This is a genomic window from Streptomyces sp. Je 1-79 (genome assembly GCF_025195125.1).
Lineage (GTDB): Bacteria > Actinomycetota > Actinomycetes > Streptomycetales > Streptomycetaceae > Streptomyces.
Genome location: NZ_JAMGSL010000019.1, coordinates 32,054 through 57,341, shown reverse-complemented (window position 1 = coordinate 57,341; position 25,288 = coordinate 32,054). Strand labels below are relative to the sequence as shown.

Annotated in this window: 21 protein-coding genes; 13 read left to right on the top strand and 8 right to left on the bottom strand. The window is 73.6% G+C overall.

Annotated elements, in window-relative coordinates:
- Positions 1-53 precede the first annotated feature (53 nt).
- Entirely contained in the window at positions 54-1,175 is a 1,122-nt protein-coding gene (locus M5362_RS30530) for a hypothetical protein (protein WP_260231081.1), read from the top strand.
- Between the two features lie 287 nt (positions 1,176-1,462).
- Positions 1,463-2,563, top strand: coding sequence for a phosphotransferase family protein (locus M5362_RS30525; protein WP_260231080.1), 1,101 nt, complete (start codon positions 1,463-1,465; stop codon positions 2,561-2,563).
- Positions 2,564-2,569: 6 nt separating this feature from the next.
- Here the strand turns inward: M5362_RS30525 and M5362_RS30520 are convergent, their stop codons facing one another.
- The gene (locus M5362_RS30520) at positions 2,570-2,938 is read right to left on the bottom strand and encodes a hypothetical protein (RefSeq protein WP_260231079.1); all 369 of its coding nucleotides are present in this window, start codon (positions 2,936-2,938) and stop codon (positions 2,570-2,572) included.
- Positions 2,939-3,165: 227 nt separating this feature from the next.
- Between M5362_RS30520 and M5362_RS30515 the strand changes: the two genes are divergently transcribed.
- From M5362_RS30515 to fxsA, 4 genes are all read left to right on the top strand, one after another.
- Positions 3,166-3,606: an Lrp/AsnC family transcriptional regulator gene (locus M5362_RS30515; RefSeq protein ID WP_260231077.1), complete on the top strand. Its 441-nt coding sequence runs from the start codon at positions 3,166-3,168 to the stop codon at positions 3,604-3,606.
- A 115-nt stretch (positions 3,607-3,721) separates the two neighbouring features.
- Positions 3,722-5,341 (top strand): amidohydrolase, encoded by a 1,620-nt coding sequence (locus M5362_RS30510; RefSeq protein WP_260231076.1) that lies wholly within the window; start codon positions 3,722-3,724, stop codon positions 5,339-5,341.
- A 453-nt stretch (positions 5,342-5,794) separates the two neighbouring features.
- Entirely contained in the window at positions 5,795-6,574 is a 780-nt protein-coding gene (locus M5362_RS30505) for a polyprenol monophosphomannose synthase (RefSeq protein WP_260231075.1), read from the top strand.
- A gap of 67 nt (positions 6,575-6,641) precedes the next feature.
- Entirely contained in the window at positions 6,642-7,235 is a 594-nt protein-coding gene (gene fxsA / locus M5362_RS30500; RefSeq protein WP_260231074.1) for an FxsA family membrane protein, read from the top strand.
- A gap of 171 nt (positions 7,236-7,406) precedes the next feature.
- Here the strand turns inward: fxsA and M5362_RS30495 are convergent, their stop codons facing one another.
- From M5362_RS30495 to M5362_RS30480, 4 genes are all read right to left on the bottom strand, one after another.
- Positions 7,407-7,781, bottom strand: coding sequence for an RNA polymerase-binding protein RbpA (locus tag M5362_RS30495; RefSeq protein ID WP_026278069.1), 375 nt, complete (start codon positions 7,779-7,781; stop codon positions 7,407-7,409).
- Between the two features lie 254 nt (positions 7,782-8,035).
- On the bottom strand, positions 8,036-9,391 hold the full coding sequence (locus M5362_RS30490; protein WP_260231073.1) for an MFS transporter: 1,356 nt from the start codon (positions 9,389-9,391) through the stop codon (positions 8,036-8,038).
- 44 nt (positions 9,392-9,435) lie between these two features.
- Positions 9,436-10,200, bottom strand: a complete 765-nt coding sequence (locus M5362_RS30485) for a glycerophosphodiester phosphodiesterase family protein (protein ID WP_260231072.1) — start codon at positions 10,198-10,200, stop codon at positions 9,436-9,438.
- The gene (locus M5362_RS30480) at positions 10,197-10,877 is read right to left on the bottom strand and encodes a YitT family protein (protein ID WP_260231071.1); all 681 of its coding nucleotides are present in this window, start codon (positions 10,875-10,877) and stop codon (positions 10,197-10,199) included. The genes M5362_RS30485 and M5362_RS30480 overlap by 4 nt, the downstream gene beginning before the upstream one ends.
- 101 nt (positions 10,878-10,978) lie before the next feature.
- Here M5362_RS30480 and M5362_RS30475 point away from each other — a divergent pair, with 101 nt between their 5' ends.
- Positions 10,979-12,478 (top strand): PLP-dependent aminotransferase family protein, encoded by a 1,500-nt coding sequence (locus M5362_RS30475; RefSeq protein WP_260231070.1) that lies wholly within the window; start codon positions 10,979-10,981, stop codon positions 12,476-12,478.
- Positions 12,479-12,749: 271 nt separating this feature from the next.
- Here M5362_RS30475 and M5362_RS30470 read toward each other — a convergent pair whose 3' ends face one another.
- Together M5362_RS30470 and M5362_RS30465 are read right to left on the bottom strand one after the other, a co-directional pair.
- The gene (locus M5362_RS30470) at positions 12,750-14,390 is read right to left on the bottom strand and encodes a hypothetical protein (protein WP_260231069.1); all 1,641 of its coding nucleotides are present in this window, start codon (positions 14,388-14,390) and stop codon (positions 12,750-12,752) included.
- Between the two features lie 37 nt (positions 14,391-14,427).
- Positions 14,428-14,622, bottom strand: coding sequence for a hypothetical protein (locus M5362_RS30465; RefSeq protein WP_260231068.1), 195 nt, complete (start codon positions 14,620-14,622; stop codon positions 14,428-14,430).
- A gap of 318 nt (positions 14,623-14,940) precedes the next feature.
- On the opposite strand from M5362_RS30465, the gene M5362_RS30460 reads away from it, so the two are divergent.
- The 6 genes from M5362_RS30460 to M5362_RS30435 all read left to right on the top strand — a co-directional run bounded on the left by M5362_RS30460 (position 14,941) and on the right by M5362_RS30435 (position 24,652).
- Positions 14,941-15,333 (top strand): ankyrin repeat domain-containing protein, encoded by a 393-nt coding sequence (locus M5362_RS30460; RefSeq protein WP_260231067.1) that lies wholly within the window; start codon positions 14,941-14,943, stop codon positions 15,331-15,333.
- A gap of 243 nt (positions 15,334-15,576) precedes the next feature.
- Positions 15,577-16,992: a HEAT repeat domain-containing protein gene (locus tag M5362_RS30455; protein WP_260231066.1), complete on the top strand. Its 1,416-nt coding sequence runs from the start codon at positions 15,577-15,579 to the stop codon at positions 16,990-16,992.
- Between the two features lie 475 nt (positions 16,993-17,467).
- A complete protein-coding gene (locus M5362_RS30450) occupies positions 17,468-18,595 on the top strand; it encodes a glycosyltransferase family 1 protein (RefSeq protein ID WP_260231065.1) in 1,128 nt (375 codons plus the stop codon).
- Positions 18,592-19,770, top strand: coding sequence for a glycosyltransferase (locus tag M5362_RS30445; protein ID WP_260231064.1), 1,179 nt, complete (start codon positions 18,592-18,594; stop codon positions 19,768-19,770). The genes M5362_RS30450 and M5362_RS30445 overlap by 4 nt, the downstream gene beginning before the upstream one ends.
- A gap of 371 nt (positions 19,771-20,141) precedes the next feature.
- Positions 20,142-20,993, top strand: coding sequence for an SGNH/GDSL hydrolase family protein (locus M5362_RS30440; protein WP_260231144.1), 852 nt, complete (start codon positions 20,142-20,144; stop codon positions 20,991-20,993).
- Positions 20,990-24,652 carry a hydantoinase B/oxoprolinase family protein gene (locus tag M5362_RS30435; protein WP_260231063.1) on the top strand — a complete coding sequence of 1,221 codons (3,663 nt, stop codon included), beginning with the start codon at positions 20,990-20,992 and terminating at the stop codon, positions 24,650-24,652. The genes M5362_RS30440 and M5362_RS30435 overlap by 4 nt, the downstream gene beginning before the upstream one ends.
- On the opposite strand, the gene M5362_RS30430 is transcribed toward M5362_RS30435, so the two are convergent.
- Positions 24,649-25,158, bottom strand: coding sequence for a hypothetical protein (locus M5362_RS30430; protein ID WP_260231062.1), 510 nt, complete (start codon positions 25,156-25,158; stop codon positions 24,649-24,651). The two genes, M5362_RS30435 and M5362_RS30430, sit on opposite strands and share 4 nt — an antisense overlap.
- Positions 25,159-25,288: the final 130 nt, after the last annotated feature.

Sequence of the window (25,288 nt, the reverse complement as noted above, 5' to 3'; positions counted from 1 at the left end):
GGACAGTCGTTCTGACTTACCGTCAGATCCCGCTGCCGACCAGGAGGTCACACGTGTCAGAGGACCGGCCCGTCGCGCTCGACGAGTACCCCGTGCACCAGGCGCCGCTCTCGATGAAGCACCACGTCAGCGGCGACCGCAACGTCTACGACCGGTGCATCTTCCATGTCTTCGACCACCGGGGCCGCGCCCTGCTCATCGCCGGGCTCGGCGTCTACCCGAACACCGGGGTCGTCGACGCCTACGCCACCCTGCGCGTCGGGGACCGGCTCCACGCGGTCCGGGCCTCCGACGCCCTCGGCGACGACCGGATGAACCTCGCCGTCGGGCCGCTCCGCATCACCGTCGACCAGCCCCTGAAGCGGCTCACCCTGCGCTGCGACGCCGACCCGGCCGACCCCGAAGGGCTCTGCTTCGGCCTGACCTGGACCGGCGACTTCCCGGCCGTCTGGGAGCCGCACCACACCCAGCGCCGCGGCGACCGGCTCACCCTCGAAGGCCGCCGCTTCGTCCAGGCCGGGCACTGCACCGGCAGCGTCCGGGCGGGCGGCGAGGAGTTCACCGTCACCGCGGGGGAGTGGACCGGCACCCGCGACCGCAGTTGGGGAGTACGGCCCATCCCCGGCGAGGAAGCGGGCCGAGCCGACGAGTTCCGGCCCGAGGGCTTCCACTGGCTCTGGATACCCATGCGCTTCGACGACCGCTTCGTCATGGTCGTCGCTCAGGAGGACGCGGACGGCTACCGCACCCTCAACGATGCCCTGCTGGTACGGGAGGGGCAGCGCGACGTCCAACTCGGCTGGCCCCGCACCGACATCACGTACCGCACGGGCACGCGTCATCCCGAGCGGGCCGTCGTCCATCTCACCGACCCCTCCGGCAAGCCCCTGGAGGTCGACGTCGAGATCCTCGCCTCCTCCCCGCTCGCCGTGGGGGCCGGCTATCCGCCCGCCGCCGACTGGCAGCACGGCACCTGGCAGGGCCGGAACTGGACCGACCGCAGGGTCTACGACCTCTCCGACCCGGCCGCCCATCCCATGGCCACCTTCGGCGTCACCGACCATGCGGCCCGCTTCACGCTCGAAGGGCGCACCGGCTACGGGATCTTCGAGCACGGCTCCTTCGGCCGCCACGACCCGAGCGGCTTCACCGACTACACCTCCACCGCCGGCTGAACCCCGAGGACCGGCGCCCGAGCCGCCCGGCAGCCGACGCCCGGCGACGGAGCCCCCGGCAGCCGGCGTCACCCGGAGACCGACCGAGCCGCCCACCCGCCGGAGACCGACCGCCCCTGGCAGCCCGCGCCCGGAGACCGGCCGAGCCGCCCGATGTCCGGAGACCGACCGCCCCGGCAGCCGGCGTCACCCGGAGACCGGCCGAGCCGCCCACCCGCCGGAGACCGACCGGCCCCGGCAGCCCGCGTCCGGAGGCCGACCGAGCCCCGAAGAAGGAGAGCCCGCCCATGGCCACCGCACCGCGCCCGCGTACCACCACCCGCGACCCCGAGGAGCTGGGCCGTCGGCTCACCGGCTGGCTCGACGGCCGGCTCCCCGGCGCCCGGGTCACCGGCCTCGCCGTGCCCGGCTCCAACGGGATGTCCAGCGAGACCCTGCTCTTCGACATCGAGCACCCCGAGGCCCCCGTGCGCGGCTGCGCCCTGCGGCTGGCCGCCGACCCCGCCGCGTACACGATCTTCCCGGTCTACGACATGGAGCGGCAGCACCGGGTGATGCGCCTGGTGGGGGAGCACACCGACATCCCCGTCCCGCGCGTCCTCTGGCTGGAGAGCGACCCGGGACCGCTCGGCGCGCCGTTCTTCGTGATGACCCGCGCCGAGGGCCGCGTCCCGCCGGACGTCATGCCCTATACGTACGAGGGGAACTGGCTGCACTCCGCCACCGACGCCGAACGCGGCCGCCTGGAGGTCGCGTCGGTCTCCGTGCTCGCCCGGCTGCACGACCAGTTCCCCGCGAAGGAGGCGGAGTTCCTGCTTCCCGAGGGTGCGGGCAGCCCGCTGCGCCGACATGTCGACGCCCAACGCGCCTACTACGCCTGGGTCGTGGAGGGGATGGCGCCGTCCCCGCTCATCGAGTCGGCCTTCGAGTGGCTCGACGCGCACTGGCCCACGGACGAAGGACCCGCCGTCCTGAACTGGGGCGATGCCCGGATCGGGAACATCGTCTACGACGGCTTCGAGCCGGCGGCGGTCCTCGACTGGGAGATGGCCGGTTTCGCCCCGCGCGAGGTCGACCTCGGCTGGACCGTCTACCTGCACCGCTTCTTCCAGGACCTGACCGTGAGCTTCGGCCAGCCCGGACTGCCCGGGTTCCTGCGCCGGGACGCGGTCGAGCGACGGTACGCCGAGTTCACCGGACACACCCCGCGCGACATGGAGTTCCACACCCTCTACGCGGCGCTGCGGCACGCGATCGTGATGCTCAGAGTCGCGTACCGCCAGGCGCACTTCGGAGAGGTACAGGTGCCGGTGAACGCCGAACAGGCCGACAGCCTGATCCTGCACCACGCCACGCTCGCGGCGATGGTGCGGGGAAGCTACTGGTAGGCGTCGTTACGCCGCGCGCCGCATCTGCGGCACCCTGATCGGACGCGAGCCCGGACCGCCGACGTGCGAGAAGGGCTGCGTCCGCCAGTCGAGACCCTGAGGCAGCGTCAGCAGGAGCGCGGTGTCCTGCTCCTGGACCTCCAGCGTCTCGTCGGCGGGGCGCGCGTCGGAGGCGGCCCGGCCGGTGCCCGGGCAGACCGTCAGCACGAACGGGTTCCAGGGCGTCGGGCACAGCGCGTGCTCCGGCAGCACGTCCTCGTCCGCGAGCAGCGCGATCGGCTGGACGCAGTCCGGGCAGATCACCCGGTACATCTCGAACGTGTCGTAGGCGTCGAGCTCGTCGGTTGTCTCGACCGAATCAACAGGCTCCTGCATGGAGAATCTCCCCCTCGGGTGGGTCGACCGAAGTACGTATGGCCTCGACCACAGCAAGCAATTCCCATACGGCCGCCCGCATAACCGTGAGGTCTCGATCCAGCTGGCCACAAACCTGTGGCGTTCGTCACATGCCCCTCGCAGGTGCCCCGCGGATGCCCATAGACGCCTATAGCGACGGGCCCCCCGGCTGTGCCGATGACCACGCGGGGCAATAGGTTGACCGCATGGAGGAGCTGGATCGTCAGATCGTCGAGTTGCTCGTCAGGGACGGGCGCATGAGCTACACCGACCTGGGCAAGGCCACCGGCCTGTCCACCTCGGCCGTACATCAGCGCGTCCGCCGTCTGGAGCAGCGCGGGGTCATCCGCGGCTATGCCGCCGTCGTCGACCCGGAGGCCGTCGGTCTGCCGCTGACCGCCTTCATCTCGGTCAAACCCTTCGACCCCAGCGCACCGGACGACACTCCGGACCGGCTCGCGGACATCCCGGAGATCGAGGCCTGCCACAGCGTCGCGGGCGACGAGAACTACATCCTCAAGGTGCGCGTCGCGACCCCGCTGGAGCTGGAACACCTGCTCACCCGCATCCGCACCCAGGCCGGCGTCTCCAGCCGCACCACCGTCGTCCTGTCGACCCCGTACGAAGCCAGGCCGCCCCGGATCTGAACGCCTCGCTCTGCCCCCCGCGTCCGGCGCTCTGCCCCCCGCGTCCGGCGCCCCGGCCGACGGTCCGCGGGCCCGGCGTTCGGCCGGGCCCCGCCGCGCATCTAGCCTGGTCACCATGAGCGAGACCCTCGACAGCGAGCACCGCACCGTCCTGCTGCGCGGCGGAGAAGTCCACAGCCCCGCCGACCCCTTCGCCACCGCCATGGTGGTGGAACGGGGGCACGTCGCCTGGGTGGGCTCGGAGGGGGCCGCCGACGCCTTCGCCTCGGGGGTGGACGAGGTCGTCGACCTCGAAGGCGCGCTCGTCACCCCCGCGTTCGTCGACGCCCATGTGCACACCACGGCGACCGGTCTCGCACTGACCGGCCTCGACCTCTCCTCCGCCTCCTCGCTCGCCGAGGCGGCGGCGCTCATCCGCGCCCACGCCTCCGCCCGCCCCGCCGACCGCATCCTCATCGGGCACGGCTGGGACGCGGCGCGCTGGCCCGAGCGACGGGCTCCGCGCCGCGACGAACTGGACGAACTGACCGGCGGCCGCCCGCTCTACCTCACGCGGGTCGACGTCCACTCGGCCGTCGTCACCACCGCCCTGCTCGACCTCGTCCCCGGCATCCGCGACCTCGCCGGCTTCCGCGACGGCGAACCGCTCACCGGCGAAGCCCACCACGCCGTCCGCGCAGCCGCCTACGCGGCCCTCTCGCCCCTCCAGCGCACCGAGGCCCAGCGCGCGGCCCGGCGTCACGCCGCCTCGCTCGGCATCGGCACCCTGCACGAGTGCGGCGGACCGGAGATCTCCTCCGAGGGCGACTTCACCGGACTGCTCGACCTCGCCCGCTCCGAGCCCGGCCCGCGCGTCGTCGGCTACTGGGCCGACCTCGACGTCGAACGGGCCCGCGCGCTCGGCGCCGTGGGCGCGGCGGGAGACCTCTTCGCCGACGGCTCGCTCGGCTCCCACACCGCCTGCCTGCACGACGTGTACGAGGACGCCGGCCACACCGGCGTCTCCCACCTCGACGCCGCCACGATCGCGGCCCATGTCGTCGCCGCCACCGAGGCCGGCCTCCAGGCGGGCTTCCACGCCATCGGCGACGCCGCCGTCACCGCCGTCGTCGACGGTGTCCGGGCCGCCTCCGAGAAGCTCGGCCTCGCCCGCGTCCGCGCCGCGCGCCACCGCGTCGAGCACGCCGAGATGCTGACGCCCGAGACGATCGCCGCCTTCGCCGAGCTGGGCCTGACCGCCTCGGTCCAGCCGGCCTTCGACGCGGCCTGGGGCGGCGAGGACGGCATGTACGCCGACCGCCTCGGCGCCGAGCGGGCCCGCACCCTCAACCCGTACGCCGCACTGCTCCGTGCCGGCGTGCCCCTGGCCTTCGGCTCCGACAGCCCGGTGACCGCGCTGGACCCCTGGGGCACGGTCCGGGCCGCCGCCTTCCACCGCACCCCCGAGCACCGGATCTCCGTCCGCGCCGCGTTCACCGCCCACACGCGGGGCGGTTGGCGGGCCGTCGGCCGCGACGACGCCGGCACGCTCGTCCCCGGCGCCCCGGCCGACTACGCGGTCTGGCGCACCGACGAGCTCGTGGTCCAGGCCCCGGACGACCGGGTGGCCCGCTGGTCGACCGACCCCCGCTCGGGAACGCCCGGTCTGCCCGATCTGACCCCCGGCCGCGACCTCCCGGTCTGCCTGCGCACGGTGGTGTTCGGACAAACGGTCTTCGACCGGCCGAACGAGTGACGTCGGGACATTCCGTACCGCCGATCGATGATCAACCGGCTTCTCGTCGACCTGCACGATCGCGCCACTGACCTGGCCGTATCGGTCATCTCCGCAGGTCGAGCGAGTGTTGACAGCGAGCGGCCGGGGGCCGGTAGGTTCTCCCGCGTCCACCACAGGACGTCCGACCGGTTCCAAACCTCAGGTTCCGCGCCCGCGCCTCGGGGGCGAGGGAAGGTTTTTTCCCGGCGGAGGGTGCGACCCGGGTGGGGCCCGGACGTTCAGTAGACAACGGCTCTCGGTCGACCCGCAGCCAGCGGGTTCCAGGTCGGCCCGAAGGGCGCCGGGCCCCGATCCGCACGTCACGCGTGGCGTCGTCCGCGACGCCCCCGACCGCAATCAGCCCCGCCGCGACCGCGTCGCGAGCGGGGCTCGCTATGGTGGGGGTTCGCGTAGGTATCCGAAGGGGCAGTAGTGAACGACGGTGGCCAGAGGCGTTACGGCCCGCTCGGCAGAGCCTTGGTGATCATTCCGACCTACAACGAGGCGGAGAACATCAAGCCGATCGTCTCGCGCGTACGGGCGGCCGTACCGGAGGCGCACATCCTCGTCGCCGACGACAACAGCCCCGACGGCACGGGCAAGTTCGCCGACGAGATCTCCGCCGAGGACGACCACGTCCACGTCCTGCACCGCAAGGGCAAGGAGGGGCTCGGCGCCGCCTATCTCGCCGGCTTCCGCTGGGGCATCGAGAACGGCTACGGCGTCCTGGTCGAGATGGACGCCGACGGCTCGCACCAGCCCGAGGAGCTGCCCCGGCTGCTCACCGCCCTGAAGGGCGCCGACCTCGTGCTCGGCTCCCGCTGGGTCCCCGGCGGCCGCATCGTGAACTGGCCGAAGTCCCGCGAGTTCATCTCGCGCGGCGGCAGCCTCTACTCGCGCGTCATGCTCGACGTCCCGATCCGCGACGTCACCGGCGGCTACCGGGCCTTCCGCAAGGAGACCCTGGAGGGCCTGGGCCTGGAGGACGTGGCCTCGGCCGGCTACTGCTTCCAGGTCGACCTGGCCCGTCGCGCCGTCGCCGCCGGCTTCCACGTCGTCGAGGTCCCGATCACGTTCGTGGAGCGCGAGATCGGCGACTCCAAGATGAGCCGCAACATCGTCGTCGAGGCCCTCTGGCGGGTCACCGGCTGGGGTCTGACGGCCCGGGCGAACAAGGTCCAGAAGCTCCTGGGCCGCAAGTCCGCGGGCTGAGGACCGCATGTCGGGGCTGATCTCCCTTTTACGACGTTCCTGCGACGGGCCAGGCACACTGGGGGACATGACGACAGGCTCGACGCCTCCCCTCGCCCCGAAGCGCTCCCGCGCGCGTACGTTTCTCCCGCTGGCCCTCGCCGCCTGGCTGGTCCTCGAGATCTGGCTCCTCACGGTGGTGGCCGACGCGGCCGGCGGGCTCACGGTCTTCGGACTGCTGGTCGGCGGCGCCCTCCTCGGCGCCGTGGTGATCAAGCGGGCCGGACGCCGGGCCTTCAAGAACCTGAGCGAGACCTTCCAGCAGGCTCAGGCGGCGGCGCAGACCGGCGTCCCGCCGACCGGCGCCGAGCGGGTCGGCGCGGGCGACCGGAACGGCTTCCTGATGCTCGGCGGCCTGCTGCTGATGATCCCGGGCCTCATCTCCGACGCGCTGGGACTGCTGCTGCTCGTGCCGCCCGTTCGCTCCCTGCTCGGCAGGTACGCGGACAAGGTCGCCGAGCGCAGGATGAGCGCAGCCCCGCCGGGCAGCCTCCAGGACGCCTTCCAGCAGGCCCGCATGCACCGTCCCGACGGAAAGGTCGTGCAGGGCGAGGTCATCCGGGACGACGCCCCCCAGGGCCCGCGGCGGGTCCAGGAGCCCCGGCCGCCCCTGACGCCGTAGACACCGAAACGACGACAAGCCCCGCGGCCGGACCCCGGCCGCGGGGCTTTCGCGCGACGCGGCGTCACGGCTTCCTGTCAGTGGACGGGGCGCGAGGCCGGAAAACGCCGCGGGGCCCGGTACACACAAGGTGTACCGGGCCCCGCGGCGTCGCTCGGGCCGTGTCGTCCGTCAGGCGGACTTGCGGCTGTCTCGCGGATGTACGGCGATGTTCATGGCGCCGGAACGAAGGACCGCCAGCCTCTCGGCCAGGACCTCCTCCAGCTCCTCGCGGGTGCGCCGCTCCATGAGCATGTCCCAGTGCGTACGCGCCGGCTTGCCCTTCTTCTCCTCGGGGCCGTCCCCGTCCACCAGGAGTGCCTGGCTGCCGCAGACCTTGCACTCCCACTCCGGCGGAATTTCCGCTTCCACCGAGAAGGGCATCTCAAAACGATGGCCCTTCTCGCATGCGTACTCCACGGCCTGGCGCGGGGCCAGATCGATGCCGCGGTCGGTCTCGTAGCTGGTCACCACGAGGCGCGTGCCGCGAAGAGCTCGCTCACTCATGAATCGTGCCTCCCGGGCTTGTCGCCCACAGGACAGGTGTCGCTGTCGTCGTCATCCGGTCAACGTCCGGTCGGCGGTAAAGATTCCCGTTCCGGGTCATGCGTCGCCCGTCGTGCCGCCCTTGTTCTACCCACCAGTGCCCGGTTTGTCACATCTGGCAGCAGATGTCACCCAGCGTCTTCACCAAAGCAGCACGCAGTAACGGTCCGCCTGGCAGGCCAAAGGCGTACACTACCGGCCTTTCACTGCCGCGTCTAAATCCGGTCCGGAACCGGGTTGCCCGCGGCGGCCACGGCGCGCCGCACCGGAACCCGCGCGAGCAGGACGAAACCGGCCGCGAAGAAGATCACGAGAGAGATGATGGCATCCCGATAGCTCCCGGTCAGCTGATACGCGAGACCGAACACCAGAGGGCCCAGCCAGCTCAGGCCACGATCGCTCATCTCGTAGGCCGAGAAGTACTCCGCCTCCTTGCCGCGCGGGACGAGATGTGAGAACAGCGAGCGGGAGAGCGCCTGGCTCCCGCCGAGCACCAGACCGATCGCCGCGGCCAGACAGAAGAACGCCACCGGCGCGTCGGCCGGCAGGAAGTACCCGGCGCCGAGGATCAGGGTCCAGACCGCCAGCGAGGCCAGGATCGTGCGCTTGGCACCGTACGAGCGTGCCAGCCGGCCCATGCCGAGGGCGCCCGCGACTGCGAGCACCTGGACCAGCAGCACCGCCGTGATCAGCGTCGTCTGGTCGAGCCCCAGTTCCTTGGACCCGTAGATCGACGCCTGGGAGATCACGGTCTGCACCCCGTCGTTGTAGACCAGGTACGCCAGCAGGAACGACAGCGTCAGCGGGTGGCGGCGCATGTCCCGGAGTGTCGCCATCAGCTGCCGCCAGCCGCCCCCGACCGCCCCCTCGGTCTGCGGCGCGACGTGCCGGTCGCGCAGCCGCCGCAGCGGTACGACTGTGAATGCGCCCCACCACAGTCCGGCCGAGGCCAGACAGATCCGCACCGCGTCACCCTCGGAGAGCCCGAAGGACTCGTGTCCCGAGTACAGGACCAGGTTGAGGACGAGGACGAAGGCCCCGGAGGTGTAGCCGAACGCCCAGCCGCGTGAGGAGACCGCGTCCCGCTCGTCCGGCTCGGCTATCTGCGGCAGGTACGCGTTGTAGAGCACCATCGAGACCGCCAGCGAGGCGTTCGCCACGATGAGCAGGAACGTGCCCAGCAGGTACCGGTCGCCGCTCAGGAAGAACATGCCCCCGGTCGCCGCGGCGCCGGTGTACGCGGCGGCGGCGAGCAGCGGCTTCTTCCGGCCGGTACGGTCCGCCACCGCGCCCACCAGCGGCATCACCACGACCGCCAGGAGGATCGAGGCGGAGACGGCGTACGCGAACAGCGAGCCGGCCCGCACCGGAATGCCCAGCGGGTGGACGAAGCCCTCGGCGTCGGCCGCCGTCTCGGCGACCGACGTCAGATAGGGGCCGAGGAAGACCGTGACCACGCTGGTCGAGTAGACCGAGCAGGCGAAGTCGTAGAAGTACCAGCCGCGCTGCTCGCGTCTGCGGTCGGCCGGACCCGCGGCGGGCAGCTCCGGTTCGGTGGTGTCGGCAGTCAAGGCCGCGGCCCCCTCGTTGGTCCCCGTGGAGGGACGCGCGTGCCTCAGACCCACACGCCCCGGTCGGTGAGCACTGCGCGCAGCGTCTCCAGATGATCGGTCATGATGCCATCCACCCCCAGGTCGAGGAGAGAGTTCATCCGCTCCGGATCGTTGACCGTCCACACATGGACCTGGAGCCCCCGGGCATGGGCCGCGCGGACGAAACGGCGGTCCACGACCGGGAGGCCGCCCTGGCGCTCTGGGACCTGGGCGGCGACCGCGCCCGCGCGCAGCGCCGCCGGGATGCCGAGCGAGCGCAGCCGCAGACCGACGACCCCCGTGACGCCGTACGAGGTCGCGAGCCGGGATCCGGCCAGGCGCTGCGCCCGGGCCACCCGGCTCTCGGTGAAGGACCCGACGCAGACCCGGTCCCAGGCATCGGTCCTGCGGATCAGGTCGACCAGCGGGACCAGGGAGGACTCGGCCTTGAGGTCCACGTTCCAGCGGGCCTCGGGGAACTCCTCGAGCAGCTCCTCGAAGAGCGGCAGGGGTTCCTTCCCGCCCACCCGCGCCTCGCGGACGGCGTCCCACGGCAGGTCGCGGATCCGCCCGGCGGCGTCCGTCACCCGGTCGAGCGTCGAGTCGTGGAACGCGACCAGCGCACCGTCCGCGGTGGTGTGCACATCGGTCTCGAAGTAGCGGTAACCGGCCGCCGCGGCCCGGCGGAAGGCCGCCGCGGTGTTCTCGAAGCCGTCCGCGGCGCCGCCTCGATGGGCGAACGGTATGGGGGACGGGTGGTCCAGATAGGGATGGCGTACGCGAGTCACCGCCGCAGTATCGCCTGCTCCGGTGTCCCGGAGGCGACCACAGTACTGCTCGCGTCCTGCTCGGGGATGGCGAAGCGGCGCAGGAAGAACTGGGCGAGGGGTCCGATGCTCAGCGCGTACAGGACCGTACCGACACCGACCGAGCCGCCGAGCAGGAAGCCGGTGGCGACCACCGCCACCTCGATCGCCGTGCGGACCAGCCGGATCGAACGGCCGGTGAGCCGGTGGAGCCCGGTCATCAGTCCGTCGCGCGGACCCGGGCCGAAGCGGGCGGCGATGTACAGCCCGGTCGCCGCCCCGTTGAGGACGATGCCGAGGACGAGGAGGGCGATCCGTGCCGCCCAGCCCCCGGCCTCCGGGACCAGGGCGAGGGTGCCGTCCATGGCCACGCCGATGACGAAGACGTTGGAGACCGTGCCGAGGCCGGGCCGCTGCCGGATCGGGATCCACAGCAGCAGGACGGCCGCCCCGACGATGATCGAGACGACACCGATGGTCAGTCCGGTCTTCTCGGCGAGACCTTGGTGGAGGACGCCCCAGGGCTCCAGACCGAGCCCGCCCCGCACCAGCAGCGCCGAGCTGATCCCGTACAGCGCCAGTCCGATGTACAGCTGCGCGAGCCGACGCGTCATATGACGACCGGTGAGCCGGCCGCGGAGGCCGGAGGCGATGGACAAGTGGTGCCCCCTGTGTGGTGGTGGTGGACTGACTCATGTCACTCTGTGGCGGGGGATCGGATGCCAACCATGGCCAATTCGAGGAAGGTGGACTGAATTCCATGGCTCAGTGGACCTCGGCCGTCGGGCCGGCTCAACTCGCCCGGCAGCTTCAGGCGCAGCAGGCCCGTCCCGCCGGGCCGGGTACGCGCAAGCCGCCCGCCTACCGCGCGCTGGCCGACGGGATCCGTCTCCTCGTCCTGGAGGGCCGGGTTCCGGTCGCCGCCCGGCTGCCCGCCGAGCGTGAACTCGCGGTCGCGCTGACCGTGAGCCGTACGACGGTGGCGGCCGCGTACGAGGCGCTGCGGGCCGAAGGGTTCCTGGAGTCGCGGCGCGGGGCCGGAAGCTGGACCGCCGTACCGGCGGGGAACCCGCTGCCCGCGCGCGGGCTCGAACCTCTGCCGCCGGAGTCGCTCGGCTCGATGATCGACCTCGGCTGCGCGGCACTGCCCGCGCCCGAGCCGTGGCTGACCCGGAGCGTCCAGGGCGCCCTGGAGGAGCTGGCGCCGTACGCCCACACGCACGGGGACTACCCGGCGGGGCTTCCCGCGCTGCGGCAGATGCTCGCCGACCGGTACACCGAACGCGGCATCCCGACCATGCCCGAGCAGATCATGGTCACCACCGGCGCGATGGGCGCGATCGACGCCATCTGCCACCTCTTCGCCGGGCGCGGCGAGCGGATCGCCGTCGAGTCGCCTTCGTACGCCAACATCCTCCAGCTCATGCGGGAGGCGGGCGCCCGGCTGGTGCCGGTGGCCATGGCCGAGGGGCTGGCCGGCTGGGACCTGAACCGCTGGCGCCAGGTCCTGCGCGACGCGGCCCCCCGCCTCGCGTACGTCGTCGCCGACTTCCACAACCCGACCGGCGCCCTCGCCGACGAGGACCAGCGGCGGCAGCTGGTGGACGCGGCACGTTCGGCGGGCACGGTCCTCGTCGTCGACGAGACCATGTCCGAGCTGTACCTGGACGAGCAGTCGGAGATGCCCCGGCCGGTCTGCGCCTTCGACCCTGCGGGCGCGACCGTGCTGACGGTCGGTTCGGCGAGCAAGGCGTTCTGGGCGGGCATGCGGATCGGCTGGGTCCGGGCCGCGCCCGACGTGATCCGTTCCCTCGTGGCCGCGCGCGCCTACGCGGACCTCGGCACCCCTGTCCTGGAACAGCTCGGTGTCAACTGGCTGATGCGGACCGGCGGCTGGGAGCAGGCGGTCACCATCCGCCGGACCCAGGCGCGCGAGAACCGCGACGCGCTGGTCGCGGCGGTCCGGGGGCAGCTGCCGGAGTGGGAGTTCGACGTCCCGGCCGGCGGGCTGACGCTCTGGGTCCGCACGGGCGGCCTCTCCGGCTCGCGGATCGCGGAGGTCGGCGAGCGGGTCGGCGTACGGGTCCCCTCGGGACCGCGCTTCGGCGTCGACGGAGCCTTCGAGGGGTACGTGCGGCTGCCGTTCACCGTGGGCGGCCCGGTCGCCGAGGAGGCGGCGGCCCGCCTGGCGGCCGCGGCGCGCCTGGTGGAGTCGGGCGCGGGCACGGGCAACGAACAGGCACGGGCCTTCGTGGCGTAACGGGCCCTCGGGCGGCCGTCCCGCCGGGCGGGGCGGCCGCCCGGCGACGGGGGTGGTGGCTCGCCTGGTGGCGGCCCGGTTGCCGACGAGGCGGCGGCGCGCTTGGCGCCGGGGCGGCGGGGGCCCGCCTGGCCGGCCGCGGCCCGCGTGCCGGGGCCGGCGGGCGGTCAGCCTGGCGGCCGCGGCGACGGCCCGCCTTGCGACGGGGCCGGTCTGGCGACGGGGTCTGCCTGGCGGCCGCGGCGCGCCCCGCGCTGGAGCCGGCGGGTGGTCAGCCCTCCGCCGGGACCGGGCCGAGGTCCAGGACCGGGGTCGGCGCGGGAGCCACGGTGGCGGGGGCGTGGGCCGGTGGCGGGCCCGGGTCCGGGGCCGATCCGGGGGCCGGCGGCACCGCGGTCGTCGTCGCGTCCTGCCGTTCCGGCAGGAGCGCCATGACGGCCTGGCGGTGCGCCTCGCTCGTCGCGTCGTCGTACGGGTCCGGTGTCGCCGGCACCTGCAGGCGCAGCACCGGGCCGGTGCCGAGGCGGGCGTAGCCGCGGCCCGGGGGGACGACCGGGACCGGCGTGGTGTGCGGCTCGACGCCGAGGACCCACGAGATCTGCTCGGCGGACGCGGGGCCGAGCACGACACGGGCGCGGGTGTGCGTCCGTACGGCCTCGCTCAGGGTGTCCGCGCTGTCGAACTGCTCCGCCACCACCACCGTGACCTGCGCGGCCCGTCCGTGCCGCAGCGGGACCTGGAGGAGGTCCTGAGGGTCGCGACGTCCGTCGGCGGCCGCCAGGTGACCGAGGATGCTCGGCCGGTCGAGCAGGATCCACAGCGGGCGACGGGTGTCGTCGGGCGCGGGACGGCCCGCCTGACGGGCGCGGTTCGCCGCGATGAGCCGCCGCTCGGTCTCGTGCGCCGCCCACTCCAGACTGGCCAGGGCGCCCGCGAGGCCGCACTCGACGCCCAGGACGCCCGAGCGTCCGGTCAGACAGGCGTACTCGCCGGTGCCGCTGCCCTCGACGATCAGCACGTCTCCGTGCGGCAGCGCCTGGAGGGCGATGGAGCGCAGGAGCGAGGTCGTCCCGCTGCCGGGCTGCCCGACGGCGAGCAGATGCGGCTCGGTGGAGCGCGGGCCGGTCCGCCAGATCACGGCGGGCGCGTCCTCCTCGGCGTCGGCGGCGAGGACCGGGACGGTCCGCTGCACGGCGCCGGCGTCGGTGAAACCGAGGACCGTCTCGCCCGGCACGGTCACGAAGCGCTGGGCGGCGATGGTGGTGGGCAGGGCGGGCAGGACGCTCATGACGAGCTGGTTGCCCTCCTCGTCCCAGTCGAAGAGGTACTCGCGGCCGCGTCCGGACTTGGCGTGCAGCAGCTGCTCGATACGGGCGCGGGAGGCGGGCTCGCCGTCGGTGAAGTACGCGGGGTACCTGATGCGCAGGTGGGTGAGGCGCCCGCTGTCGTCGAAGGCGTGGTCCCCGAACGCGCCGCTCCAGTCGCCACCGTGGGCGAAGAGGGGGGCCGGGTCCTCGGGGACGGAGAAGTACGGCACCAGAGCCTCGTAGAGGCCCTTGAGGCGTTCGATCTCGGACTCGTCGGGCCCGGTCTTGACGACCGGGCGCTCACGGCCCGTCCAGGCGGCCGCGCCCATCACCGAGACGAGGGCGAGCAACGGACCGTACGGGACGAGCGCGACGACCAGTACGCAGGCCGCGACCAGGAACAGCGTGGGACCTCGCCGTTCCTTGGGGGTCGCGGCCCACCTGGCTCGCGCGGTCGCGGCCAGCTTCCGCAGACCACGTGTGATGGTGATCAGCGGATGGAGCACATCGGTGGCGCTGTCGGCGGCCGTGCGCGCGATCTCTCGACTGCGAGCGATCCGGTCGCTGCCGCTGCTCAGAATGCGGGGGAGTGGTCGCCGGGCCACGTCGTACTCCTGGAGTTGTGGAAGGGACTGTGGGGCGTCAGAACTTGATCCCGCCCAAGAGGCTGGCGAGGCTCTGGCCGCCTGCGGTGATGCTCGGGGCGATGGCGGTGCCGGCGAGGTAGAAGCCGAACAGCGCGCAGATGAGGGCGTGGGATGCCTTGAGGCCGTCCTTCTTGAAGAACAGGAAGCAGATGATGCCGAGCAGGACCACGCCTGAGATGGACAGGATCATGAGGGGTTCTCCTGGTTGAGGGGACAGTCACCATGAGTCCTTCCAGGTTCACAGCAAGTATCTATGCGATTAAAGGTGCATATGGGTGAATGTCGGGCGATTTCACTTGACTGGCGGATGTGGAGGGCTCGCCCGGGTGGCGAATCGCGCGCGGCGCGCTAGCGCGGGAGGCCCGCGCGCCCCGGATGAGCTGCGGTGATCTTTGCCGTGGACGCCCCGCCTCATGTCGCCGGGCGGGCAGTACCCTGTCGATTCACTCGTACGGCGGCGGTCGCCGTGCGCGGGCCACAGTTCCGAGGAGAGAGGCGGGCACGTCCGATGAGCGAGACTCCGGACCCGGAGGTCGTCGAGCTGGCGAGCAAGGTCTTCGACCTGGCGCGCACGGGGGACGCCGGGACGCTGGCCGCCTACATCGACGCGGGCGTCCCCGCGAACCTCACCAACGAGAAGGGCGACTCCCTCGTCATGCTCGCCGCCTACCACGGGCACGCGGACGCGGTCACCGCCCTGCTGGCGCGGGGCGCCGACGCGGACCGCGCCAACGACCGCGGACAGACCCCGCTCGCGGGTGCTGTCTTCAAGGGCGAGGACACCGTCGTCCGCGCGCTGCTCGCCGGCGGCGCAAATCCGGAAGCGGGGACTCCGTCTGCCGTGGATACTGCTCGGATGTTTGGGAAGGCAGAACTCCTGGAGCTGTTCGGCACCCGGTGAAGATCCAGGTGAACGGGCGTTGAACCCCAGGTGAGAGCGGTGTCGTAAATGTGGTCGCGGTGGCGAAATGGCTGGGTCATCATGACGTCGGGCCCGCAACGGGCCACCGACGAGAGGCAGAGGAAGATGGTCAACACCAAGCAAAGGACGACGGGCGGCCCTACATGTTGCTGCGCGGCATAGGCGATCACCACTCCCCGGTACTCCCCGGTCGTGTCGACAGCTTGATGTGAGGCGTCTTCCATGTTCGAACCAGTCATAGCGCCGAGCGGCACCCTGCTCGGTCTGCTGCAGAGGGGCCGCGGCGACGGCACCCTGCACGCGCTCGCCGCGCCCCGCGCCGAGGCCCTCGCGGCCCTGAACCACTGCGTTCTCAGCGACCCCCGCCACGACTGGCAGGTCGAGAACCGCTCCCTCTACTACGCCCGGCTCTACCTCGACCTGCACGGCGGGCTCGGGGAGATCGAGGCCCACCTCTTCGGGGCCGAGGACCTCTTCGACACCGAGGAGAACCGGACCGGGCTCGCGCTCGCCGTCCTCGGACACCTGGCCTCGTACGGCCGTCAGGACGCCCTGACGCTGCTCCGGCGGTACGCCGCGACCGGCACCAACTGGGCGTGGGCCCTCGACGAGCTCGCGCTGCGCGACGACGACGCGGGGCTGCGCTCGATCGCCCTCCCCGTCCTCGACCGCTTCCCGGCCGGCGCGGAGGGCGACGCCGAGCTGGCGAGCGCCGTACGGGACGCCTTCGAGCCCCGGCCGTGGCGGCTGTGGGCCGAGGACCGCCGGGAGGCCGTCGGCGCCCGGGTCAGGGCCGCCCAGGAACGTGGCTCCTTCGACCGCTGGCAGCGCCAGATGCGGCCGAGCGGACCCCGCCCCGGCTGGAGCGTCCAGGCGGTCTTCGACTGGGCCCAGGAGGGCCTGGAGCGCGGCACCGTGCTGCACGGGCCCGCCGCCCGCTGCCTCACCGCCGTCGCCGGCCCCGAGGACCGGCCGCTGATCGTCGAGGCCGCCCGCAGCGGCCCCGACGGCGCGCGCTGCGCCGCCCTGCACTACCTCGCCGAGTCACGGGACCCCGCCGTCCTCGACCTGATCGAGGCCGCGGCGGGCAGCGACTCCCGTACCGTCGCCGAGGCCGCCGTCGCCGCCTTCGAGCGGATGTGCGGGGAGCCCGCCGTCGACCGTGCCCGTGGCTGGGTCCACCGGCCCGACGCGCTCGGTGCCGCCGCCGCGGGTGTCCTCGCCTGCCGGGGCGGGGCCCAGGACGCCACGCTCGTCCTCGGCGCCCTGCGCGAGACCGTCCGGTCCGCGGGCCCCGACGCGACCGCCCTCTACACCCTGGTCGACGGCGCCGGACGCCTCGGCATCGCCTGCGCCGCACCCGTACTGCGCCACGTCTACCGGGAGACCGCCTCCTCCCAGCTCCGCGGCCGAACCGCCCGCGCCCTCGCGGCCACCGACCCGACCTTTCCGACGGGCTTCGCCGTCGAATGCCTCTGGGACTGCGAGGAGACCACCCGCGAGGTGGCGGCCCAGCACGCCGAGACCGGCGACGTCCGCGTCGCGGAGCGACTGCGGCGGCTGGCCGTCGACCCGGCCGAGGAGGCCGAGGTCCAGACGGCGGTACGCAACCGGATAGGCCCGGACCTACAGGTCTGATCCTGCCGCCGACGGACGGTCGGCGGCGCGGTCGCCCCGGCTGGATGGACCGTCGGCGGCGGGGGCGCCCTGGCCGTCGGCCCCCCGGGCCTCCTCGGCGCCGGTCGCCCCAGGGGTGGCCATAGCCGTCGGCGCTGCCGGCCGAAGCCGGAGCGCCGACGGCACCCACCCCAGGGGTGGCCATAGCCGTCGGCGCTGCCGGCCGAAGCCGGAGCGCCGACGGCACCCCCCTTCGGGCAGGAGCGTCGGCGGCCCTCCGGGCGGACGCTACGGTTCCCGGGCGGACGTCACCGCTTCCCGGGCTCGGAGGGCCGACGGGCCTCCGGGCGGAGGCCACGGCCTTCGGGACGGACGCCTCGGCTCTCCAGGGCTTCCCGGGGCGGGCCGTGGCCGAGAGGCAAACGCTCATGGGACGTTCCCCGGGTGTCCAGACGCCCGTCGGCGGGAACACGCCGGGCGCGACGACAACACGGGTATGCGTGTCGTCATCGTCACCGAATCCTTCCCTCCCGATGTCAATGGTGTGGCGCACTGCGCCCTGCAGACCGCGCGCCACCTCGTCCGCCGAGGCCATGACCCGCTCGTCGTCGCCCCCGCCGTGGCCGGAGCCACCGACGACCCGGACGCCGACGCGCCCTGCCCGGTCGTGCGCGTACCGTCCCTGCCTCTGCCCGGCTACCCCCAGGTACGCGTCGCCCTCCCCAGCCGGCGCCTCGCCGCGGCCATCGCCGCCCACCGGGCCGACGTCGTGCACCTGGCCGGCCCCTTCGTGCTCGGCGTACGCGGCATGGCGGCCGCGACCCGCCTCGGACTGCCCGCCGTCGCCGTCTACCAGACCGACCTCGCCGGCTACGCCCGCACCTACATGGGCACCGGGGAGGGCGCCGCCTGGCGCCGGCTGCGGGCCGTCCACGGCGCCGCCGACCGCACCCTCGCCCCGTCCACCGCCGCCGCGCGCGACCTGGAGACGCACGGCATCGGCCGCGTACGGCTCTGGCGGCGCGGCGTCGACACCGTCCGCTTCCGCCCCGACCTGCGCGACGACGCCCTGCGCCGCGAGCTCGCCCCCGGCGGCGAACTCCTCGTCGGCTACATCGGCCGTCTCGCCCCGGAGAAGCGGGTCGAGCTGCTTTCCGGGGTCTGCGGCCTGCCCGGCGTACGGGTGGTGGTCGTCGGCGACGGGCCCAGCGAGCCGGCCCTCCGCACCGCACTCCCCGGCGCCCGGTTCCTCGGCCGCCGCACGGGCGACGACCTGGCGAGGATCTTCGCCTCGCTGGACGTGTTCGCGCACACCGGCCCGTACGAGACCTTCTGCCAGACCGTGCAGGAGGCGATGGCGAGCGGAATCCCGGTCGTCGCCCCGGCCGCCGGCGGGCCGCTGGACCTAGTCGACCACCGCAGGACCGGTCTCCTCGTCCCGCCGGACGATCCCACCGCGCTACGGGACGCCGTGGCCTCCCTCGCCGAGGCGCCGGCCCTGCGCGCCGCCTACGGACGGGCCGGCCGTACCGCCGTCGAGGGCCGGACCTGGGAGGCCGTCGGCGACGAACTGATCGGGCACTACCTGGAGGTCCTGCGCGAGCGGACGGCGGTGGCGGCATGAGAGGTCCCGCCATATCCGGGCCGCTGCGGATCGTCCGGCTCGCCAACTTCGTCACCCCCACCTCGGGCGGCCTGCGCACCGCCCTCGAACAGCTCGGCCGCGGTTACCTGGCCGCAGGGCACGAGCCCGTCCTGATCGTCCCCGGCGAGGAGGAGAGCGACGAGGTCACCGACCAGGGGCGGGTCATCACCCTCCCCGGCCCGGTCCTGCCCGGCACCGGCAGCTACCGCGTCCTCGCCGACCGGCGCCGCGTCCGCCGGATCCTGGAGGAGCTCGCCCCGGACCGTATCGAGGTCTCCGACCGCACGACCCTGCGCTGGACGGGCGAGTGGGCGCGACGGGCCAGGGTGCCCTCGGTGATGGTCTCCCACGAGACCGCCGACGGCGTCCTGCGGACCTGGGGCGTGCCCCCGGCCGCCGCTGCCCGCGCCGCCGACCGGCTCAACCGCCGTACGGCGTGGGCGTATGCGCGGATCGTCTGCACGACCGAGTGGGCGGAGCGGGAGTTCGTACGGATCGGGGCCCGCAACGTCCTGCGCGCGCCGCTCGGCGTGGACCTGGACCGCTGCCGGCCGGGACGGCGCAGCACCGTCCTGCGGGCCGAGCACGCGGACGGTGAGCGGGTACTGCTGCTGATGTGCTCGCGGCTCTCGGTGGAGAAGAGGCCCGGGACCGCCCTGGACGCCCTCGCGCACCTGCGCGGCCAGGGGGTGCGGGCCGCGCTCGCCGTGGCGGGCGACGGGCCGCTGCGGGGCGCCCTGGAGCGGCGGGCGCGGGAGGAACGGCTCCCGGTGCGCTTCCTGGGGCACGTCGCCGACCGTGAGGCCCTGGCCGACCTCCAGGCCGCGGCCGACCTGTGCCTGGCCCCCGGGCCCGCCGAGACCTTCGGCCTGTCGGCCCTTGAGGCCCTCGCCTGCGGCACCCCGGTCGTCGCCAGCGCCTCCTCCGCGCTCCCCGAGGTCATCGGCGACGCGGGGGCCTGCGCCCCGGACGACCCGTCCGCCTTCGCGCAGGCCATCCGGTCCCTGCTCGACCGTCCGGAGCCGACCCGCCGCGCGGCGGCACGCGCGCGTGCCGAACTCTTCGGCTGGGGCCGGTCCGTCGCCGCCTTTCTCCAGGCCCACGACGCGGCCCCGACCACAATCCTCGTCCCGCCGCAGGGGGTACGGGCATGACCACGACGGCCCCGCCGACTACGGACAGCCCGAAACCGCCGGAGACCGCCGCCGTACGGACCTCCCCGCCCGGGTCGGACACCACCGCCGTATGGACCTGCCCGCCCGGGTCGGACACCCCCGCAGCACGGGCCTGCCCGCCCGAACAGGAGGTCACCGCCCGGACGCCGGACACGGCCGAGCCCGTCCCCGTGGGCCCTGCGCGGGCTCCGTCCCCGGCCGCGCCCCTATGGGCTCCGTCCCCCGCCGTGCCCCTTCACGCGCGCGTGGACGTGTTCCCCGCCCCGCGTACGGGTTCCGACGCGGGGGCACCGGCGCCGGTCGCCGACGGAGGGGGCGGTCGGGCGCAGGGCGCGGTCGAGGCGGCGGCGCTGCGGTTCGCCGTCCTCGGGGACTCCCTCAGCGAGGGCGTCGGCGATCGAGTCGACGGCGCCTGGCGCGGCTGGGCCGCCCTGCTCGCCGAGGGGCTCGCGGGCCCCGGCCGGCGGGTCGAGTTCCGTAACCTGGCCGTCAGCGGCGCCCAGAGCCGGGAGGTGGCCGAGGGGCAGGCCCCGGAGGCGGTGGCGTTCCGTCCCCACCTCGCCTCCGTCGTCGTCGGCGTCAACGACACGCTCCGCCACACCTTCGACATCGCGCAGCTCGCCGGACGCCTCGACCGGGTGTGCGCGGACCTCACCGCGACCGGGTCCGTACTCCTCACGGCCTGCCTGCCCGACCCCGGCCGGATGCTCGGGCTCCCCCCACCGCTCGCCCGCCCGCTCGCCCGGCGCCAGAAGGCCGTCAACGCCCTCGTCCACGCGCTCTCCGCGCGCTACGACACCGTCCATCTCCATCTCGCGGACAGCACCTGGACCGACGACCGGTCCCTGTGGAGCGCGGACCGGCTCCACCCCGGCGAGCGCGGTCACCGGGCGATCGCCGCACGGTTCCACGCCCTCCTGGCCGCCCGGGGCCTCGCCCACGGCACCCCGCCCTCGCCCGACCCCGAGCAGCCGCCGCCCACCCGCACGGAGGCGGTCCTCTGGCTAGCCACCGCAGGCACCGGCTGGGTGCTCCGGCGCTGCCACGACCTGCTGCCCCAGCTGCTCCACCTGGCCGGCGCCGAGCTGCGGCACTGGGCAGGCGGGACCGACGCCCGGCTGGACCGACGGGCGGAACACGCCCTGACCGCCGCGCTCGCGGCCGTGTCCCTGGACCTTCCGGTGGCCACAATGGGGGAATGACAGGGCGCTGGGAGTTCTGGATCGACCGTGGCGGCACCTTCACCGACGTCGTGGGCCGACGGCCCGACGGGCGGCTGGTCACCCGCAAGATCCTCTCCCATGACCCCGGCCGCCCCCACGACGCGGCTGTCGCCGGGATCCGCCTGCTCCTCGGGCTCCGCCCCGACGAGCCGGTGCCCGCCGACCGGGTCGCCGTCGTCAAGATGGGCACGACCGTCGCCACCAACGCCCTCCTGGAGCGGCGCGGCGAGCCGACGGTCCTCCTCGTCACCGAGGGCTTCCGCGACGCCCTGCGGATCGCGTACCAGAACCGGCCGAGGCTCTTCGACCGCCACATCGTGCTCCCCGAGGCCGTCCACGAGCGCGTCATCGAGGTCCCGGAGCGGGTCGACGCCCAGGGGCGGGTGGTGCGGCCGCTCGACGAGGACGCCGTGGCCGAGGAGTTGCGCGCCGCCCACCACGACGGCTACCGCTCCGCCGCCGTCGTCCTCATGCACGGCTATCGCCGCCCCGCCCACGAGCTCCGGATCGCCGACCGCGCCCGCGCCCTCGGATTCACGCAGGTCAGCTGCTCCCACGAGGTCAGCCCGCTGATCAAGCTCGTGCCCCGCGGCGACACCACCGTCGTCGACGCCTATCTCTCCCCGATCCTGCGCCGTTACGTCGACGAGGTGGCCCGCGAACTCGCGGGGATCCGGCTGATGTTCATGCAGTCCAACGGCGGCCTTCGGGAGGCCGCCCACTTCAGGGGCAAGGACGCCGTCCTGTCCGGACCGGCCGGCGGCGTCGTCGGCATGGCCCGTACCTCCCGGCAGGCGGGGTTCGACCGGGTCATCGGTTTCGACATGGGCGGCACGTCCACCGATGTGTCCCACTACGCGGGCGAGTTCGAGCGTGAACTGGGTACACAGGTCGCCGGCGTCCGGATGCGCGCCCCGATGATGAGCATCCACACCGTTGCGGCGGGCGGCGGCTCCGTCCTGCACTACGACGGCCAGCGGTACCGCGTCGGCCCCGACTCCGCGGGCGCCGTCCCCGGCCCCGCCTGCTACCGCCGCGGCGGCCCGCTGACCGTCACCGACGCCAACGTGATGCTCGGCCGCGTCCAGCCCGACCACTTCCCCGCCGTCTTCGGCCCGGACGGCGACCAGCCGCTCGACGGGACCGTCGTACGGGAGAAGTTCACCGCCCTCGCCGAGGAGATCGGCGGCGGCCGCACACCCGAGGAGGTCGCCGCCGGCTTCCTGGAGATCGCCGTCCTCAGCATGGCCAACGCGGTCAAGAAGATCTCCGTCCAGCGGGGCCACGACGTCACCCGCTACGCGCTCACGAGCTTCGGGGGCGCGGGCGGCCAGCACGCGTGCGCCGTCGCCGACGCCCTGGGCGTCGACACCGTCCTCGTACCGCCCCTGGCCGGCGTCCTCTCCGCGTACGGCATCGGGCTCGCCGACGCCACCGCCATGCGGGAGCAGTCGGTCGAGGCCGAACTCGACGCGGAGGGTACCCACGCGCGTGTGACGGAGCTCTGCGCCGAACTCGGCGAGCGCACCCGGCAGGAGCTGCGCGACGACGGGCTGCCCGACTCCGCGATCACCACCCACGCGCGCGTGCTGCTGCGCTACGCCGGCACCGACGCGAGCCTCCCGGTGCCGCTTGCCCCCGCCGAGGAGCTGCGGGAGGAGTTCACAGCCGTCCACCGCGCGCGGTACGCCTTCACCATGGACCGGCCGCTGGTCGTCGAGGCCGTCTCCGTGGAGGCCGTGGGACTTGCCGGACCCCATGGGCCCGTCGTCGTCGAGGCGGCGGAGTCCTCCGAGGAGCGCACCGCCGAACCGTCCCCCCGGACGACCGTACGGATGTACAGCGGCCACACCGCCGCCGACACCCCGCTCCACCGCCGCGATGACCTCCGCCCCGGCGACACCGTCACGGGCCCCGCGATCCTCGCCGAGGCCGACGCCACCACCGTCGTCGACCCGGGCTGGCAAGCCACGGCCGGCGACGGCGGACACCTCGTCCTGACCCGCGCGGCACCCCGCCCCGCGCGCGTGGCGGTCGGCACCGACGTCGACCCGGTCCTCCTGGAGGTCTTCAACAACCTCTTCATGGCGATCGCCGAGCAGATGGGCCTCCGCCTGGAGAACACCGCGCACTCCGTCAACATCAAGGAGCGACTCGACTTCTCCTGCGCCCTGTTCGACCCCGAGGGCAACCTCATCGCCAACGCGCCCCACATCCCCGTCCACCTCGGTTCCATGGGCGAGTCCATCAAGGAGGTGCTGAGGCGCGGCGGCGACTCCCTGCGCCCCGGCGACGTCTACGCGATCAACGACCCCTACCACGGCGGCACCCACCTGCCGGACGTGACCGTGGTGACCCCCGTCTTCACCGACTCCGGCGACCGGCTGCTCTTCCTCGTCGCCTCCCGGGGACACCACGCCGAGATCGGTGGCATCACCCCCGGCTCCATGCCGGCCTTCAGCGAGACCGTCCACGAGGAGGGCGTCCTCTTCGACAACTGGCTGCTCGTACGGGACGGCCGGCTGCGCGAGGACGAGACGCGGGAACTGCTCGCCGGCGCCCGGTACCCCTCCCGCGACCCGGACACCAACCTCGCCGACCTCCGCGCCCAGATCGCCGCCAACGAGAAGGGCATCGAGGAACTGCGCAACATGGTCGACCAGTTCGGCCTCGACGTCGTCCACGCCTACATGCGGCACGTGCGCGCCAACGCCGAGGAGTCCGTACGGCGGATCGTGGCCGGCCTACGGGACGGCTCGTACCGCTACGCGACGGACGGCGGGGCGGTCATCCAGGTCGCGGTCCGCGTCGACCGCGAACGGCGCTCCGCCGTCCTCGACTTCACCGGCACCTCGCCCCAGCTGGCCGGCAACGCCAACGCGCCGACCTCCGTCGTCATGGCCGCCGTCCTCTACGTCTTCCGCACCCTCGTCGACGACGACATCCCCCTCAACAGCGGCTGCCTGGAGCCCTTGGAGGTCCGTGTGCCGCCCGGCTCCATGCTCGCGCCCTCCTACCCCGCCGCGACCGTCGCGGGGAACGTGGAGACCTCCCAGGCGGTCACCGGCGCCCTCTACGCGGCCCTCGGCGTCCAGGCCGAGGGCTCGGGCACGATGAACAACGTCACCTTCGGCAACGCGCGCGTGCAGTACTACGAGACGGTGGCGAGCGGTTCCGGCGCGGGCGACGGGTTCGACGGGGCCGACGCCGTCCAGACCCACATGACCAACTCCCGGCTCACCGACCCCGAGATCCTGGAGTGGCGCTATCCGGTCCGGGTGGACTCCTTCGCCGTACGGCAGGACAGCGCCGGCCGCGGCCGGCGGCACGGAGGACAGGGCGTGGAACGCCGGATCCGCTTCCTCGAACCCATGACCGTGACCCTGCTGACCGGTCACCGCCGGGTCCCGCCGTACGGCATGGCGGGCGGGGAGCCCGGGGCCCTCGGGGAGAACGTGGTCCGACGCGCCGACGGCACCGTCGAGCACCTCGCCGGGGTCGACACCACCGACGTCGGCCCGGACGACGTCCTGGTCCTGCGGACCCCGGGCGGTGGCGGATACGGCACTCCTGCCTCCTCCACGGATGCTCCCGCCCCCGGTGGCGCGGGCGGCGGCTGCTCCTCCGTGGAGTCCTAGGAGGCCGCGTCCTGGGCCTGGGAAGGGGCTCCGTCCGCCGGCTCTGCCGCCGCCCCTTCCGTCCCGTGGCGCCGACCGGCGCGGGCGGAGCGGAACCCGATGGCGCACCAGACAACCGCCGCCGCCAGGGCGGCCACCGCCATCCCCGCCAGCACCGGTGCCCCGGGCCGCCATCCCAGGGAGAGGCGCGTGCCCAGGAGGGTGAGGACGCCCGCGATCCGGCCCGGGGCGTACAGCGGCACCCGTGCGGCCGTGGCCCGCAGAACGGCTGCCACCAGGAGGCCGACTGCGGTCCAGAAGAGCAGGTACGGCCAGAGTGGCCCCGGAGCGGCGGACGGCAGCCCGTACCGTTCGGGGCTGATGCGGAAGAAGCCGGTCGCCCACCCCAGGGTCACCGCGCAGACGGTGATGCCCGCCACCCACACCGCGTGGCGCCACCAGGGGCCGGGGCGCGGCGTCTCTTCGGAGTCGTCGTCGGGGAGGGAGGGGGCGAGGGATTCGATCACACCCGGGAGGACGCGGTCCGACGTCCGAGCGTTGCCTCCGACGGGCCGAAGGATCATGGATATTGGACGTTGGATATGGGATCCGGACGTTGGAAATTGGATCCATGATCTTGGATCGGTCATGCGGTCG